14 protein-coding genes are annotated in these 16656 nt (G+C 37.0%); 5 read left to right on the top strand and 9 right to left on the bottom strand.

Going from position 1 to position 16656, the window contains the following annotated elements:
- Window positions 1-147: 147 nt before the first annotated feature.
- Both cysN and WFN33_RS10070 read left to right on the top strand, forming a co-directional pair.
- The gene (cysN, locus tag WFN33_RS10075) at window positions 148-1761 is read left to right on the top strand and encodes a sulfate adenylyltransferase subunit CysN (RefSeq protein WP_336952930.1); all 1614 of its coding nucleotides are present in this window, start codon (window positions 148-150) and stop codon (window positions 1759-1761) included.
- A gap of 402 nt (window positions 1762-2163) precedes the next feature.
- Window positions 2164-2316 carry a hypothetical protein gene (locus WFN33_RS10070; protein WP_419327635.1) on the top strand — a complete coding sequence of 51 codons (153 nt, stop codon included), beginning with the start codon at window positions 2164-2166 and terminating at the stop codon, window positions 2314-2316.
- A 93-nt stretch (window positions 2317-2409) separates the two neighbouring features.
- Here WFN33_RS10070 and WFN33_RS10065 read toward each other — a convergent pair whose 3' ends face one another.
- On the bottom strand, window positions 2410-2958 hold the full coding sequence (locus WFN33_RS10065) for a DUF2239 family protein (RefSeq protein ID WP_336952928.1): 549 nt from the start codon (window positions 2956-2958) through the stop codon (window positions 2410-2412).
- A gap of 434 nt (window positions 2959-3392) precedes the next feature.
- On the opposite strand from WFN33_RS10065, the gene WFN33_RS10060 reads away from it, so the two are divergent.
- Window positions 3393-4385, top strand: coding sequence for an NAD(P)H-quinone oxidoreductase (locus WFN33_RS10060; RefSeq protein ID WP_336952927.1), 993 nt, complete (start codon window positions 3393-3395; stop codon window positions 4383-4385).
- A 390-nt stretch (window positions 4386-4775) separates the two neighbouring features.
- On the opposite strand, the gene WFN33_RS10055 is transcribed toward WFN33_RS10060, so the two are convergent.
- A complete protein-coding gene (locus WFN33_RS10055) occupies window positions 4776-5786 on the bottom strand; it encodes a zinc-binding alcohol dehydrogenase family protein (RefSeq protein ID WP_336952926.1) in 1011 nt (336 codons plus the stop codon).
- A 926-nt stretch (window positions 5787-6712) separates the two neighbouring features.
- Between WFN33_RS10055 and WFN33_RS10050 the strand changes: the two genes are divergently transcribed.
- Window positions 6713-7213: a hypothetical protein gene (locus WFN33_RS10050; RefSeq protein WP_336952925.1), complete on the top strand. Its 501-nt coding sequence runs from the start codon at window positions 6713-6715 to the stop codon at window positions 7211-7213.
- 96 nt (window positions 7214-7309) lie between these two features.
- On the opposite strand, the gene WFN33_RS10045 is transcribed toward WFN33_RS10050, so the two are convergent.
- The 3 genes from WFN33_RS10045 to WFN33_RS10035 form a co-directional block, all read right to left on the bottom strand.
- The gene (locus WFN33_RS10045) at window positions 7310-8650 is read right to left on the bottom strand and encodes a CitMHS family transporter (RefSeq protein WP_004722773.1); all 1341 of its coding nucleotides are present in this window, start codon (window positions 8648-8650) and stop codon (window positions 7310-7312) included.
- Between the two features lie 395 nt (window positions 8651-9045).
- On the bottom strand, window positions 9046-10374 hold the full coding sequence (locus WFN33_RS10040) for a hemolysin family protein (protein WP_336952922.1): 1329 nt from the start codon (window positions 10372-10374) through the stop codon (window positions 9046-9048).
- Window positions 10375-10502: 128 nt separating this feature from the next.
- On the bottom strand, window positions 10503-11492 hold the full coding sequence (locus WFN33_RS10035; RefSeq protein WP_336952920.1) for a LysR family transcriptional regulator: 990 nt from the start codon (window positions 11490-11492) through the stop codon (window positions 10503-10505).
- A gap of 625 nt (window positions 11493-12117) precedes the next feature.
- Here WFN33_RS10035 and WFN33_RS10030 point away from each other — a divergent pair.
- On the top strand, window positions 12118-13722 hold the full coding sequence (locus WFN33_RS10030) for an isocitrate lyase (protein ID WP_056514634.1): 1605 nt from the start codon (window positions 12118-12120) through the stop codon (window positions 13720-13722).
- A 473-nt stretch (window positions 13723-14195) separates the two neighbouring features.
- On the opposite strand, the gene WFN33_RS10025 is transcribed toward WFN33_RS10030, so the two are convergent.
- The 4 genes from WFN33_RS10025 to minC form a co-directional block, all read right to left on the bottom strand.
- A complete protein-coding gene (locus WFN33_RS10025; RefSeq protein ID WP_336952916.1) occupies window positions 14196-14483 on the bottom strand; it encodes a PA4642 family protein in 288 nt (95 codons plus the stop codon).
- Between the two features lie 221 nt (window positions 14484-14704).
- On the bottom strand, window positions 14705-14977 hold the full coding sequence (gene minE, locus WFN33_RS10020; RefSeq protein ID WP_004722763.1) for a cell division topological specificity factor MinE: 273 nt from the start codon (window positions 14975-14977) through the stop codon (window positions 14705-14707).
- Between the two features lie 2 nt (window positions 14978-14979).
- Window positions 14980-15792 (bottom strand): septum site-determining protein MinD, encoded by an 813-nt coding sequence (gene minD, locus WFN33_RS10015; RefSeq protein ID WP_336952914.1) that lies wholly within the window; start codon window positions 15790-15792, stop codon window positions 14980-14982.
- Window positions 15793-15859: 67 nt separating this feature from the next.
- Window positions 15860-16579, bottom strand: a complete 720-nt coding sequence (minC, locus tag WFN33_RS10010; RefSeq protein WP_336952912.1) for a septum site-determining protein MinC — start codon at window positions 16577-16579, stop codon at window positions 15860-15862.
- Window positions 16580-16656: the final 77 nt, after the last annotated feature.

Here is a 16656-nt window from a genome sequence, read left to right as displayed (position 1 = left end):
TTTATATGAATCCCCCCTAATCCCTCTTTATAAAAGAGGAGGGAACTCCAGCAACAAAATGGAGGAAAGTCCTCTGCTATCAAAGGAGCTTTTAGGAGGATTTAAAGATATAGCAAGAGATTTCAAAATATTGTGGAGCTTTGAGCAATGTCTCATCAATCAGAATTAATTAGTCAAGATATCTTGGCATATTTAAAACAGCATGAAAATAAAGACCTATTACGTTTTTTGACATGCGGTAATGTGGATGATGGTAAATCAACGTTAATTGGTCGTTTACTTTACGATTCAAAATTGATTTACGAAGATCAATTACAAGCAGTAACCCGTGATTCGAAAAAAGTGGGTACAACAGGTGATGCACCTGACTTGGCCTTGCTTGTCGATGGTTTACAAGCTGAACGTGAGCAAGGTATTACCATTGATGTGGCATACCGTTATTTTTCTACTGAAAAGCGTAAGTTCATTATTGCTGATACACCAGGACATGAACAATATACCCGTAACATGGCAACAGGTGCATCTACCGCAGATCTTGCAATCATCTTGATTGATGCCCGTTATGGCGTACAAACGCAAACTCGTCGTCATACTTTTATTGCGAGCCTATTAGGTATTCGTAATATTGTGGTTGCGATTAACAAAATGGACTTGGTTGAATTCTCTGAAGAACGTTTCAATGAAATTCAAGTTGAGTACAATAATTTTGTCAATCAATTGGGTGAGCGTAAACCTGCCAATATCATCTTCTCGCCAATTTCTGCATTGAATGGCGATAACGTTGTAAATAAATCCGCAAATACGCCGTGGTATCAGGGTAAAACCTTGATGGAAACATTGGAAACTGTTGAAATTACACATGATGTAAGCAAACATGAGTTCCGTTTTCCAGTGCAATATGTGAACCGTCCTAACCTCGATTTTCGCGGTTTCTGCGGTACAATTGCTTTAGGTGAAGTGAAAGTTGGCGATGAAATTGTGGCTTTACCTTCGGGCAAGAAATCAACAGTGAAAGAAATAGTCACTTTTGATGGTAACTTAGCGCATGCTATAGCAGGTCAGGCTGTAACTCTAACGTTAAATGATGAAATTGATATTTCGCGTGGTAATGTCTTGGTCAAAGCAGGTGGGCAACCGCTCATTTCACGTTCTGCTCGTGCGACAGTCGTATGGATGACTGATCAGCCATTAGTGTTGGGCAAACTTTATAATGTGAAGTTTGGTACACAAACCATTCCGGCTAAGGTTGCGAAGATTAACTATCGTACCAATGTCAACACATTGGAAAAAATGCAAGTTGAACAGCTTGATTTAAATGCCATTGCAGATGTAACGATTGAGTTTGATGCACCAGTGGTATTTGACCGTTATCATGACAGTCGTTATACGGGTTCTTTTATCTTCATTGACCGTTTAAGTAATGTGACTGTTGGTGCGGGTATGGTTGAAGCTGCGGTTGAATGGACTGCACACAATGAACCTGTCACTGCTGAAGCACGTGCTGCACGTTTAGGTCAAAAACCTGCTGTGGTTGCTGTATCTGCTCAAGTACTTGAACATTCGCAAGCTCTTGAAAGCTTGCTGATTCAACAAGGTGTTGTTGCGATTGCAAAAGCAGGTTTATCAAGCGATCAAGTTGCATTGCTTCGTCAAACTGGTGTTGTGGTGGTGACGAATGTTGAACAAGGTGCTGATGTAGTATTTACTCAAGAAGCAGTTGAAGAATTGGCTGAAAAAATTGTGGAATTGGTTCGTCTTTAACAGATTGGATTGATTGAGAGAAACCCACCATAAGGTGGGTTTTTTCATGCAAAAAATTTAATATATATAAGATAATACTAATCAACATTATATAGATTAAAGCATTTTGAATTTTGCGTTATTTAATACTTAGAGCGTGTGTTTTGCTATAAATAAAGGGATTTTTAAATTACTATTCTCAGCAACAGTCGATGAGTACTTTTTGCAACGCTCAGCTAAATTTATTTAAAACTAATGAGCGGCACGGCTGTGTAAGCTGTAAGATAAGAAGAATTAACATTTATGGAATGTGATCAAAACAGACTTACAACAGCACAAGCAATAAAATTTAGTTTTAAATCAAGTTAAGATTTAATAGTAGGTCATGTAATGAAAATATTTTTCCTGATAGGAATGACAAGCGTGTTGACAGCATGTGCTTCAAACCCACCGAAGAAAATACCTGAGCCGACCAAAGAATGCCATAATTATCATGCAATGATGACGGCACCTATGGATCCGATGGCAATGCAACGTTTAAAACAAACTTGTGAAGAGTCCGAACAACAAAAATAATTTAATGATCAATCATGTGCCGATCATTATAAAAAATGCGCTAATTCTATAGGCTTAGCGCATTTAATTTTTATATAGTTGCGAATATTATAGTTAAAAAGCATGTTGCGTTTTTAAAGTCAAATACGCTCGTAAATCTTTTGGATAGTCTTGAATTAGTGCTAAAAACAGCGCTTGATTACCTTGATATAAAGCACGAGTGGCTTCCTCATAATTTGGCATATTGCCTGACATTGCTGACATAAAACGATCAGTTGCCTGTTTTGCCAACATTTTATTGCTTGCTGAATTAGGGTTATTTAACTCTTGGTCAATCAATTTTCGAATCACAGCAGATGCACTAGAACTTTGTTGATCTAACCAATCCCAATGCTTTTGCTGCAAAGTGATTTCACGAGAAATCACTCCTAATTTAGGACGGCCAACTTTTTTAACCGCTTCAGGTTTAGCATAACGTTGTTGAATATCTGCTGTAGATCCGATGGTATTAACATCAATGGCTTGGCCCGTTTGATCATTAAAAATCAACACAGGTGTGGAGGTGTTTTGTTGAGTCTTAATGGTTAATGCTACGTTTAACAAAGAATCAGTGATTAAACGCTCATTGCCAACAAAGGCAGAGTAGGTGTTTTCAGTATTCATTTTAAAACCTTTGAATATTTTTATCAGGGTAAAACTAATTCGTGTTTGAATATTATCAGGGTAAAATTAAATTAGCAAACAAAAAATGATCAATATAGTTTTTTGATGCCTAAAAACGGTAATAAAAAAGCATGTAAATCTTTAAGAATTAAATGCTTAATTGTCAAAAATATAACGATTAAAAGCGATAACCTATTTTTAAATCATAAGTGAGCGCATGGTGATCTGTAATTAACAACATAGTTTGTTTTTTTCATCTTTGTTTTTATGTCTTTATCCGTTTGGTGCCATTTGTATAAATATTTGAAAATTATATTTTTGTAAGGATACCCACGATATTTTGTAGACATTGGTGGTGAAATATTTGCACATGCACTGGTTTATGTTCAAATACAGAAAACATGAAAAGTAATGAATGGAATAGGAAAGAAATTATGTCTACAAATAATATGCAACAGGTCATTATTACAGAACCTGGTGGTATAGAAAAACTGGCTTATGAAACGGTAGAAATTCCTCAACCCAAAGCAGATGAAGTTTTGATTAAAGTCCATGCATTTGGGATTAATCGCCCCGATATTTTACAGCGTCAAGGCTTATATCCTATGCCAAAAGGGGTGACACCTGTTCCTGGTTTGGAAGTTGCTGGAGAAGTGATTGCAGTGGGCGAAGATGTTACTTTATTTACTGTGGGCGATAAAATTTGTGGATTAACCAATGGTGGTGGCTACGCAGAATATTGTGTCGTGCCAGAATCTCAAACCATTCATATTCCTGAAGCTGTAAGTTTTGTTCAAGCTGCAGCAATACCTGAAACTTTCTTTACGGTATGGGCCAATGTTTTTCAAATGGCACATGCCAAAGCAGGTGAAACACTATTGGTACATGGTGGTACAAGTGGTATTGGTACAACCGCATTAATGTTAGCGCAATCATTCGGTTTGAAAAGCTTTGCAACTGTAGGTTCAGATGAGAAAGTTCAAGCTATTCGCAATTTGACTGATGCAATTAATTATAAAACTCAGGACTTTGAACAGGTCATTACTGAAAAGACCCAAAATGAGGGTGTTGATATTATTCTTGACATGGTTGGGGCGCCTTATCTAGATCAAAATCTAAACCTACTCCGTAGAGATGGGCGTTTGGTCTATATCGCATTTTTGGGCGGTGCAAAGGCCAAAGAGGTAAAATTGGGACAGATTATGATGAAACGCCTCACTATTACCGGTTCAACTATGCGTGCACGTACAACTGCTGAAAAAGCTGAAATTGCCAAAGGTTTGATGCAACATGTCGTCCCATTGTGGGCAAAAGGGGAATGTTTACCAATGATTTATAAAACATTTAAGTTTGATCAAATTCAGGCTGCGCATGCATGTATGGATACAGGTGAGCATATTGGTAAAGTTGTGGTGGAAGTGATTTAAGATAAGTTTTCTATTTAACTTTGTGATTAAACTATTTCTCTAAAAGTTGATTCTCATTATTAAAGAATTAGCACTACCTCGTATTAGCTTGAAAAATTTACATAGTTTTGCGTAGGCGATGGCTCGCTTTTCGTAGGGATTGTCAAACCTTGCGCTGCAAACAAAGCAGTGTTTTGTTTTTGCTCATGTTGAGCGAGGGGTATAGGGCGTACCCCTCGCTCAACCGTGACATCCATGTCGCTAAGCTATCGATACACTATGTATGATTAAATGATGAAAAAAATGTTCAATTTATATTTAATTCATTAAATTGATTGATATTCACAGGGTCATTTAAATCTTTTTATAAACCTTTAAGCGGTTCTTAAAAATTAAATTTTATTCGAGTGGTTAAAAGCCTGCTAATACGATCTTACCAATGCTTTTACCTGACTCAATCAGTGTATGAGCTTGGGATATATGTTCAACATTGATTTGACCGAGGTTTTGTCCCAAAGTGGTTTTGAGTCTTTGGTCATCAACTAATTTTGAAACTTTATTTAAGATATCACCTTGTCGGCTGAGATCTTTGGTCAGGAATGTAGAGCGAGTAAACATCGATTCCCAATGAACTGAAACAGACTTAACTTTAAACGGGTTAATGATAAAGTTTTCAGGATCATCAATTAAACCAAAATGACCTTGGGGTGCGATCAAATTGGCAATGGCTTGTGTATATCGCCCTGTACCGTTAATTGAAAAAATATAATGAGGTAGCCCAATATTCAAGTCTAGGATTTGCTGTTCTAAAGGTTGGCTATGATCCACAATATAATCTGCGCCAATTTCAGTCAGCCATGCTTTAGATTCAGGGCGGGAAGCTGTAGCAATCACTGTAAATTCAGTCAGTACTTTTAACAATTGAACTGTAATAGAGCCAACACCTCCTGCAGCGCCAATGACTAAAATCACAGGTTTTTCAACTTTGGTGTCTTGGATTTTTAAACGGTCAAATAACATTTCATATGCGGTGAGCGACGTTAAAGGCAACGCTGCGGCTTCTGCATCACTCAATGATTTCGGTTTTAATCCAACGATACGTTCATCAACCAATTGGAATTCAGCATAAGAGCCTTGTCTTTGGTTTGAACCCGCATAAAAAACTTCATCACCCACTTTAAAATTTTGAACATTTTCTCCGATTGCTTTCACAATCCCAACCGCATCATGACCCAAAATTTTCCAAGTATCATTGTCTGGCGAAGTACGCTGTCGCATTTTGATATCGACTGGGTTGATTGAAATGGCTTTAACCTCAATCAGTAAGTCATGACCAGTTGCAACTGGCTGTTCGATTTCGATTTCGGAAAAAACATGGGCTTCTGAAATTGCGAATGGTTTTTTATAAGCAATAGCTTTCATAAGGTTTCACTTTTTATTGGCATATCAAATCAATAGCAAAAAATCCTCAATTAAGAAAGAAAAAAATTGTCAGTTTATGCTTATTGATAAGATTTTATCAAATGATCTTAATCAAGAAATTTGGACAGTAACAAGCGTATACGCAAGATAAACAATTGCCAGTATATGTAAAACGGTAGAGTCAACCAATTTTCATGATTCAAGGTGCGGTTAAATGTTTGTCGTCCCTTTTGATAAGCCGCAGGGTAGCAAAATATATTCAAACCACCTAATGATTTATACAGGCGATTTCTATTAAGTCATAGATCATAAATGATGCTTATGTTTTTATATGAACTATTAGAAACCAATGATTATCGATTCATTTTTTGTACTTTTGAATCCTAGATGATTATCCTAGCGCGGGGCGACAGGGATGTCGCCATTGAGCGGTGGTGTAGGATGTACCCTCGCCCAATATGAGCAAATACAAAGCACTGCTTTGTTTGCAGCGCAAGGTTTGACAATCCCTACGAAAAGCGAGCCATCGCCTACGCAAAAATATTTAAACTTTGAATGTAAGGTATGGCATGGCAAGTTTTTTTATAATCAAACAATTTATTTTCCATGCAATTGATTTAATTTAAAATATTATTTAAGAGCAATTATATTCTTTTGGCTGAGCTTTTGACAGGTGGACTATATGAGTAAAACTGTTGCCAGCACAAGGACAGAGGTTAAGGTTGTTGAGCAAAATAAAAATAGATAAGATATAAGGCAGAATAAAAACTAATACAGGCAAGTAGGGCTAAAACAGCATTAAAATATTATCCTTTATTGTTATTTGATCAGCTAGAGATACATCGCCACAGATTAACATTATCTCTGACTTAATTTTAAAATTGTGCGAAAATAGGATTTCTATTTATTTTTGTTTTAGGACTCCCATGACAGATTCTTCTGCTTCATTAAGTGATATTGAAATTTTAGACATTCTTCAGTCGATGAAATCGGATGAATTGAATGTTGAAGCACAAAAAATCATTCGTGATGGTGGAAAAGCTGGGCGTCAAGAAGCACATAAACAGGCATTGGTTGCTTTACATCAAAGCTTTGAAGACAAATTTGTTGAAGCTGTGACTTTGGCTTTAAATTTAAATGAAGCGCAGGCCAAGAAAATTCGTTATAAGAAAGATCGAATCCGTATTTTAAAAGCAAAAGGTATCGATTATTTAGCTCTTGATGGGGCAGAAACCGCTCAAGTGTTATCACAAGTTGCTCAAGCGATTATTCGTGAAGATGCAATCGTGACGCGTGACCTGCATAATATTTTTCCTTTCTGGAAAGAAGGCTGGCCAATGGTGCAGTTTGATAGCGCTTATAAAATTTTAGAAGATGATATTTCAATTCATTATCAAGCATTGCTTGATGTATTGATTCATGCTTAATTGGATTTGATTCTAAATAAATCATTATTTTAAATAGATGATGAAAATAATCTATTTAAAATGAAAAAAGCCGATATTTATATCGGCTTTTTTCTATTAGTGTAGTGTTGAATAGAGTGGGAATACACCGAGCAGCATGGCTGCAACAAGCATTACCAAACAGGTCAGAATCGCCCATTTAATAGTGAACTTTTGATGCTGTCCAAATTCGATACCAGCCAATCCACATAATAAATATGTTGAAGGAACCAATGGTGAAAGTAAGTGTACAGGTTGGCCGACAATTGAAGCACGCGCCATTTCTACAGGTGTAATACCATAATGACTTGCCGCTTCAGAAAGAATCGGTAACACTCCATAATAGAAAGCATCATTCGACATAAAGAAGGTCAAAGGCATACTAATCACAGCAGTAATGGGCGCTAAAAAAGGACCCATACTTTGTGGAATAATCGCCACCAATTCTTTAGACATCGCATCAACCATGCCTGTCCCTGAAAGAATCCCAGTAAAAATCCCTGCAGCAAAAATAATACCCACAACGTTTAGAGCACTACCTGCATGATGAGCAACTAAAGATTTTTGCATATCGACATCTTTATAGTTGACCACCAATGCAATACAAAGTGCAATCATAAATAAGATCGGTAAAGGCAACACGCCTTTCACCAAACAAATCATAAGGACAACTGTCAATAAACCATTGAACCATCTTAAATGTGCACGATTTGCTTCTGGATTACTTGAAATTTGAATGTCATCACCATGACTAACATCAAGTTCAATAATACCTAAGCGTTTACGTTCCATACGGCCATACATAAAACCGACAAAGTAGAGCCAAAGAATAGCAGCGAGCATTGGTAAAACCATTGGCACAAAGATTTCACTGGCTTCTACATGCAGCGCGCTTGCAGCACGTGCCGTTGGTCCACCCCACGGGGTAAGGTTCATGATTCCGCTTGCCAGCATCATTAAACAAGCCATGATCAATGGGCTCATACCTAACTTTTTATAAAGTGGGAGCATTGCTGCTACACAAATCATGTAGGTGGTAGAACCATCGCCATCAAGAGAGACGATGAGTGTCAGGGTAATGGTACCAATAACGACTTTAAGTGGATCACCTTTGACCAGCTTCAAGATAAATTTTACAGAAGGATCAAACAATCCCGTATCAATCATGATGGCAAAATAAAGAATTGCAAAAAGTAGCATTACGCCTGTTGGTGCAAGTTTTTTTACACCATCAAGCATCATTTCACCGAGCTGTTTGATTTCTAAATGCCCAAGGCTGTCGAAATAGAAGCTAAGACCGTAAGCGATTAATGCAAATAAAATTGGAATAAGTGTGAGTGCTGCAAGAGCAGTCATTCGTCTAGACATAATTAAGTACATAAAGCACAAAATCATGCCCAAACCTAATACGGTTAGCATAGTTCGATCCTTGAATGAGACTTGGGTAACAGAAGTCTTTTAATTTTTTAAGCAGAAGCATGCTAATAGTTATTGGATTAAATTAAAATATCCTTGTAGAAATACTGAATTCAGTACTATTTTTTAAATAAATAGAGTATTCAAAACAGATATTTAAAAATGAATATTATAATTGCACCAAAATGGTTATAAAATTTAAGATATTGATTTATATGTTTATTATATTTTATGATTTTAAAAACTGTATTCATGTTAATTTTCATATTTTTAAAATTTATAAATCAAAAGGCTATAATCTAATCAATAGCGTTCTGGATCTTGCAATATTAAAGCGCCACTTTTCATAAAAAAAGCTTAGCAAGGTGATTGCTAAGCTTTAAATGAGCTAAAGAAGCTTATTGTGAAGAGTCTTCTGATGTCGAGGGTTCTGCTTTTTCAAGTAAGCGTGTGACAAGTAGCTGGTCAATTTTAAAATGATCAACATCGACCACTTCAAATTTATAACCACCAAAAATCACGGTGTCAGCTGGTTTAGGAATTTTTCTTAACTGATACATCATAAAGCCTGCCAGTGTCTCGTAGTTCTCTTCATCTGGCATCTCATCAATTGCTAAAGCATGCTTCATGTCTTCAATTGGTGTACTACCATCAATTAACCATGAGTTGTTATCACGTTTAATAATTTGTAGTTCTTCATCCATTGGTGTAACCCAGTCACCCATCACAGTGATCATGATATCTGACAGGGTAATAACGCCAACGACAAGGGCATATTCATTAAATACGACTGCAAATTTTTCTTTGCTAGATCTGAAGCGATCAAGGACTTCAGATAGTGTTAATGTATCAGGAATGGTCAATACTGTACGAATAGTTGACTCATGTAACTGATTAATTTTCTGGTTATTGAGAATACGAACTAGAATATCTTTGGCATCGACATAACCAATCACTTGGTCAATGGTTTCGTTGCAAACAAGGAACTTAGAATAAGGGTATTCAGCTAGCTTTTGGCGAATACTTTCTTCTGGTTCTTTTAAAGTAAAAAACACTACGTTTTCACGTGGGGTCATACTGGATGGAACATTACGTTCTTCAAGTTCAAATACATTTTCAATAAAGTGATGTTCTTGCTTTTGTAAAACACCCGCTTGTGCACCTGCATCCATCACCGCTGAAATATCATCAAAGGTAATATTGTCTTCACGCGTTGTATTGACTTTAAACAAGCGGAATAATAAGTTAGCAACAGCATTGATAAACCAAGCTAATGGTTTACATACCACGATAAAGATCTGGATGGGATTGATGACTGAAACTGCAATTTTTTCGGGTGCAATCATCGCCATACGTTTTGGCATTAAATCGGCAAAAAGAATAAAAAGTGAGGTGACTAAAGTAAATGAGAGGACAAAACTGATGGTTTCAGTCCAATTTCCGACATAGAAACGAGAAACAAATTCAAGAAAATAAGGGCGAAATGCACCTTCACCTAAAATACCGCCAAGAATAGCAACAGCATTTAAACCGATTTGGGATGCGGCAAAGAAATCGGCAGAGTTTTGCTGTAAGTCTAGGACTTTTTGTGCTCGCTCATCGCCAGATTCGGCAAGAATTTTGAGTTTAACTTTACGCGCACCCGCAAGTGCGATTTCAGTTAAAGATAAAAAACCAGCTCCTGCGATGAGGACAGCGATGATTAGGATATTCTGGAACAGGCTCACGAATCCACCTATGGATCATCATTATTATGAGATATTTTTAACACATAAAAGGGGGTGGTAGTGAGTAACACACTACCGATCTAGAATTAGTATAAGCTTGAAATGATAAGAATTTAACAAAATTCCTATTAATATTGAGAAAAATGCGAATTATTTTGCATAAATTCACGATTTTCTTCTTCAATCATTTGACGTGCAACATAAAGAATCAATTGGCGTAACCAACGATGTGCAGGATGATGATGAAGTAAAGGACACCATGCCATTTTTAATTCAAATTCAGGAATATAAAATGGCGGATCTTTAATGAGTAAATTTTGGCTTTTGGCTTGTAAACGTGCGATACGGGTTGGTAAGGTCGCAATTAAATCTACATTTGAAGCCAATAATGCAGGCATTTGATAATGACGCGTAAAGACTGAAATTTTACGCTTTTGACCAATCCGCTCTAAAGCTTGATCAATCCAACCTAATCCTGCTTGTTTTTCAGGATTCACACCAAAACCAACACCCATCCCTGTTTTTGATACCCAGATATGTTGTGCATCTAAATAACTTTTAAGATTTAAAGTACTTGAAGCTGGATGTTTGTTATTGAGTAGACAAGAGAAACTGTCACGCCACACTAAAACTTGGTGAAAACTTTGTGGAATTTCATTAAACCGGTTGATGGCTAAATCAACTTTTCCTTGTTCCATGTCACGATATGACACGTCACTTGGTGTTAAAAAGTCGAGAACAACATTCGGTGCTTCAGAGCGCAAGGCTTTGACTAGACGAGGAACAAGTGTTGCTTCGGCATAATCAGAGGTCATAATACGGAATACACGGTTTGACGTATAAGGTCGGAACTCAGTACGAGGTTCCAAAATCATGGATAAATCAGACAGTGCGTCACGGATGCGGGGTTGTAATTCTAAAGCACGTTCTGTTGGTGTCATACCTTCAGAAGAACGAATTAAAAGAGGGTCATTAAATAAATTACGAAGACGACGTAAAATATTACTCATTGCGGGTTGGGTAACACCAAGCTGTTCAGCAGCACGAGTCACATTTTTTTCACGTAAAAGAACGTCAAGGTAAATTAAGAGGTTGAGATCGACCCGCTCCAGATTCATAAAAAAAATACCGAAAATAAAATTTAGAAATCACAGGGGATTATGCCATAAGGAAATGCTTTTGTGTAAAAAGTAGATAAAAAAACAGCACACGATTTATTGTTATAGAAGGATTAAGATTTGTGGTGCTGATTTTAAATTGAGATGCGCGTTTGAATAAATCCTCATTTTGCTATTATAAGTGAAGATAAGCAGATTTTTAAGCAACAACATTGTTTATCACTCGATGAATCACCCAATTATGCTTTGTCCGATTCTTGATCATTCAGGGTGTTTTTATATTAAAAAAATGCAGTTTTGGTTTTTTTGTTACAAGCTCAGACTTAAGTCTAATAGAGATAAAATTATCAAATTGACTGATATTTAAGCAATTTATAGGTAGTTGTTAATTATTAAAAATTATATAAATTAATTGTTTATCGATTTTTGGTTTAATTATAATATGACTTTGATCTACATATTTTTTAAATAAATACTGAAAATTAACTCAGAATATTGGATTAATTTGAGGACTCAATCTAAGCTAAGACCATAACAACGAAGTGTTCTAAATCTGAACAAACAAATACCGAGTGGATTTAGCTCTTCGATTGATGAAATCCTAATATTATTACAGGAACATATCATGACTACATACCAAACAGCGATTGATGCAATCCGTGAATTAAAAGCAAAATTCGGAAGCACATGGCGCGATATTAGCCCAGAAGATGCTGCGCGTATGCAACTGCAAAACCAATTTAAAACTGGTTTAGATATCGCTAAATATACAGCTGCGATCATGCGTCGTGATATGGCTGAATATGATGCTGATTCTAGTAAATACACTCAATCTTTAGGTTGCTGGCATGGTTTCATTGCGCAACAAAAAATGATTGCAAACAAAAAATATTTCGGTACTACAAGTAAACGTTATATCTACCTTTCTGGTTGGATGGTTGCTGCACTTCGTTCAGAATTTGGTCCACTTCCTGACCAATCTATGCACGAAAAAACTTCTGTACCTGCTCTAATCGCTGAAATCTATACATTCTTACGTCAAGCTGATGCGAAAGAACTTAATGATTTATTCCGTGCGCTTAAAAAAGCAAACGAAGCTGGTGATACAGCTAAAGCTGCTGAAATCACTGCACAAATCGATGGTTTCCAAACTCACGTTGTGCCAATTATTGCGGACATCGATGCAGGTTTCGGTAACGAAGAAGCAACTTATTTACTTGCGCGTAAAATGATTGAAGCCGGTGCATGTGCACTTCAAATCGAAAACCAAGTATCTGATGCTAAACAATGTGGTCACCAAGCTGGTAAAGTAACAGTTCCACATGAAGACTTTATCTCTAAAATCCATGCATTACGTTATGCATTCTTAGAAATGGGTCTTGATGACGGTATTATCGTTGCGCGTACTGACTCTGAAGGCGCTGACTTGACTCAAAAAATCCCAGTGGTTAAAGAGCCAGGTGATATTGCTTCTCAATATATTAGCTACTTAGATACAACTGAAATTGACATTGCAGATGCTCAAGAAGATGAAATCTTGATTAAACGTGATGGTAAATTACACCGTCCTAAGCGTTTAGCTTCAGGCCTATATCAGTTCCGTGAAGGTACTCAAATTGACCGTGTTGTACTTGACTGTGTGTCTAGCTTACAAAACGGTGCAGATCTTCTTTGGATCGAGACTGCGACTCCAAACGTTGAAGAAATTGCACACATGGTTAACCGTGTACGTGAAACAGTTCCAAATGCGAAGCTTGTTTATAACAACAGCCCATCATTCAACTGGACTTTAAACTTCCGTCAACAAGCTTACGATCGTTGGGTTGCTGAAGGTAAAGATGTTTCTGCTTACGACCGTGCTAAATTAATGAGCGCTGAGTACGATGCTTCTGAATTGGCTGCTGATGCTGACTCGAAAATCCGTACATTCCAAGCAGATGCTTCTCGTGAAGCGGGTGTATTCCATCACTTGATTACACTTCCGACTTACCATACTGCTGCGCTTTCTACTCATGAGCTTGCACAAGGTTACTTCGGTACTGAAGGTATGTTGGCTTATGTTGCTGGTGTACAACGTAAAGAAATCCGTGGTGGTATCGCTTGTGTTAAACACCAAGCGATGGCGGGTTCTGACATCGGTGATGATCACAAAGAAATCTTCTCTGGTGACAATGCACTTAAAGCGCATGACGATGCTAAAAACACAATGAACCAATTTGCTGCTCACTAAGCATTGACTTGATTCAAAAACCCAGCGCAAGCTGGGTTTTTTTATGAAAGGTTATTAGAGTCTGTAGAATTAAATACTTCAACTTCAGACATATCAAACAGGAACTACATTTAAATATAATTATCCAGTGCTGATATACAGGAGTGATTTAAAGTAAATCATAAAAGCAATGCGTATTTACAAAGCATATGGTTGTTTGACATAAATAAAATTAAATGATGTTTAAACGTGATTAAAGATCAAATAAAATAGTGTAATTTTAGAAAAGTTAATTTGTTCATATGAAATTATGCTGACTGACTTAATTGTTTATATGGATGTTTTTAATATTTTTTTGTAGGAAATAGTATAGAACATTGAGATATAGACATTGATAAAATGGGATATATAAACTAAAAAACGCCCAATGAAGTTCATTAGGCGTTTATAGATCAGCAATATTTCAAGACTACATTGGTCGTTGGTTGAAGTGCTTAAGCAAACTTCGCTAATACTTCTAAGAAACCTTCTTTTTGACGCGGGTACTCTGCAATCACATCATGAATACGTAGACCTTCTGGATTAGTTGCGTTGATATTTCGACCAGCAGCAACAAACTTAGTCAATAAGCGTTCATAGTCAAAAGGACGCATATGTTTAAAGGCATGATAAAGTACATGAAAATCAGTATTAGTACCTTCAGGAGGAAGTTGATCTAAGTAGGCAAAAACACGCTCGTCTGACCATTCTTCATTGAACGTTGCTGGCTGTGAAAGTGCCATAACAGCATCTCCTCAAATAAAATAATTCTAAATTAAATGATTAATTTACAACATTATATCAACCTTATTTATCTTTCATTTTATAAGGATAAATACAATCTTTAGCTGAAAAAAATCTAAAACAAAAAGGGCAAAATATATTGCACGAGAAAAAGTAACCCTTTTTAACTCTGCCCTATATTTTGCCCTGAATCAATCCGCTTGACTAATCAATAATGAAATTATCGTTCTTCAGGTAAATTGATATTCATTTCCAACATTTCAATGTTGGCTTCAGAACGAACTTGCATTTGAATATGCTGTTCATCCACGCCACGGACATAACGATTAACCACTTGCATGATTTCTTTTTTCATTTGGTCAATCTTGTCTTGGCTTAAACGTTTGCCCAAACCGTTTTCAGAAGCAACAATAACTTTTAAGCGATCTTTAGCAGTTTGGGCGCTAGATGGTTTGTCATCATTGCTAAAAAGTTTACTCCAAAATCCTGCCATTTCTACGCTCCAAATAACCGTGCTAACCAACCCTTAGGTTTCACTGTAATATGTCGATAAGGACGTTCCTCACCCAAGAAACGCGCAACTAAATCATCATATGCTTGCCCAGCAGATGCTTCTTGGTAAAGAATGACAGGTTTACCTTCATTCGATGCCTGAAGTACGCTAGGGCATTCTGGAATGACGCCTAAAGTTGGTACACGTAAGATATCTTTTGAGATATCATCAATGGTCAACATTTCTTGTTTATCGGCACGTTCAGGGTTAAAACGCGTAATACATAAATGTTTACGAATACGCCCTTCGTTGTTTTCTACTTTTTTCGTCTTACTGTCGAGCATACCAATAATACGGTCTGAATCTCGAACAGAAGAGATTTCTGGGTTTGTTACAATAATCGCTTCATCTGCATGATACATGGCTAAAATTGCACCACGCTCAATCCCTGCAGGTGAGTCACAGATAATATAATCGAATTCTTGTGCAAGCTCATCGATTACACGAGCAACACCATCATCGCTCAGTGCATCTTTATCACGGGTTTGCGATGCAGGTAAAATATATAAATTTTCAATATCTTTATCGCGAATTAGCGCTTGCTGTAAGCGCGCTTCGTTATTGATGACATTTACAAAATCATATACGACACGGCGTTCACAGCCCATGATCAAATCTAAATTACGCAAACCCACATCGAAATCAATCACAACAGTTTTATGACCTCGTAGGGCTAATCCTGTTGCAAAAGATGCACTCGTCGTAGTTTTACCTACGCCACCTTTGCCTGATGTAACGACAACAATTTTGGCCACCGAATCCACTCCTGTTATGGTCATTTTACCCGATTAAACGAGTTTTATATGGTGTTTAATTTATACCTTAAAATTGCAAAGCTTCAAACACTAGCTCTTGCTGGTCATTCAAGTAAATATGTACAGCTTTTTTAATTACATCTTGAGGAATGTCATCTGCTACACAATATGTTCCCGCAATAGAAACCAATTCGGCTTCTAGTGAATGACAAAAAATTCTTGCACTGGTGTTACCACCTGCGCCTGCAATGACTCTACCACGAACACTGCCATAGATATGTATATTTCCTGAAGCAATCACTTCTGAACCACTGTTAATACCAGCATTCAGTATGATGTCTCCATGATCTTGAACCAAACATTGCCCAGTTCTTAAAATTTCATCATGGTATGAAGTGACATGACTCAATGTTTTAGACGCATCTACGCTTACATTTGGTGTCGCTACAGCGGGTGCTTTTACTGGAGTTTCAACCACTTGTTCTTTCGTCGGTTTAATCCGTTGCAATGGACGATCGGCAGGCAAGACTGGGAATTGAATTGCACGTGCTTGGTCACCCAATAAACCATCAATCACAGCCATAGGCTGTAAATCTAGGCTGATAATGAGTTGAATCAGGGCAATAAGCTCTTGTTCAACTGTGGTATCAATAATGACCAAAGCCCCTTGATAAGAGGTCTCACTCATCATTGAAGTTAATTGCTGGCGGATGGCATCATGATCATTAGTATCGAAGGTTAATCGGGTAAAATTAACCATTCTGCCTGTAATCCGTATATCAGCCATAATTATTCCTTAAAAGGCATGTGACCTAAATTTTTCTATCTAAGCGTCAAAAATTGTGAAATAGGGCAAATGCTAGA

This window comes from Acinetobacter sp. AS167, from assembly GCF_037152175.1.
Classification (GTDB): domain Bacteria; phylum Pseudomonadota; class Gammaproteobacteria; order Pseudomonadales; family Moraxellaceae; genus Acinetobacter.
The sequence above is the reverse complement of the archived record's forward strand: the minus strand, read 5'-3'. Positions and strand labels throughout refer to the sequence as shown.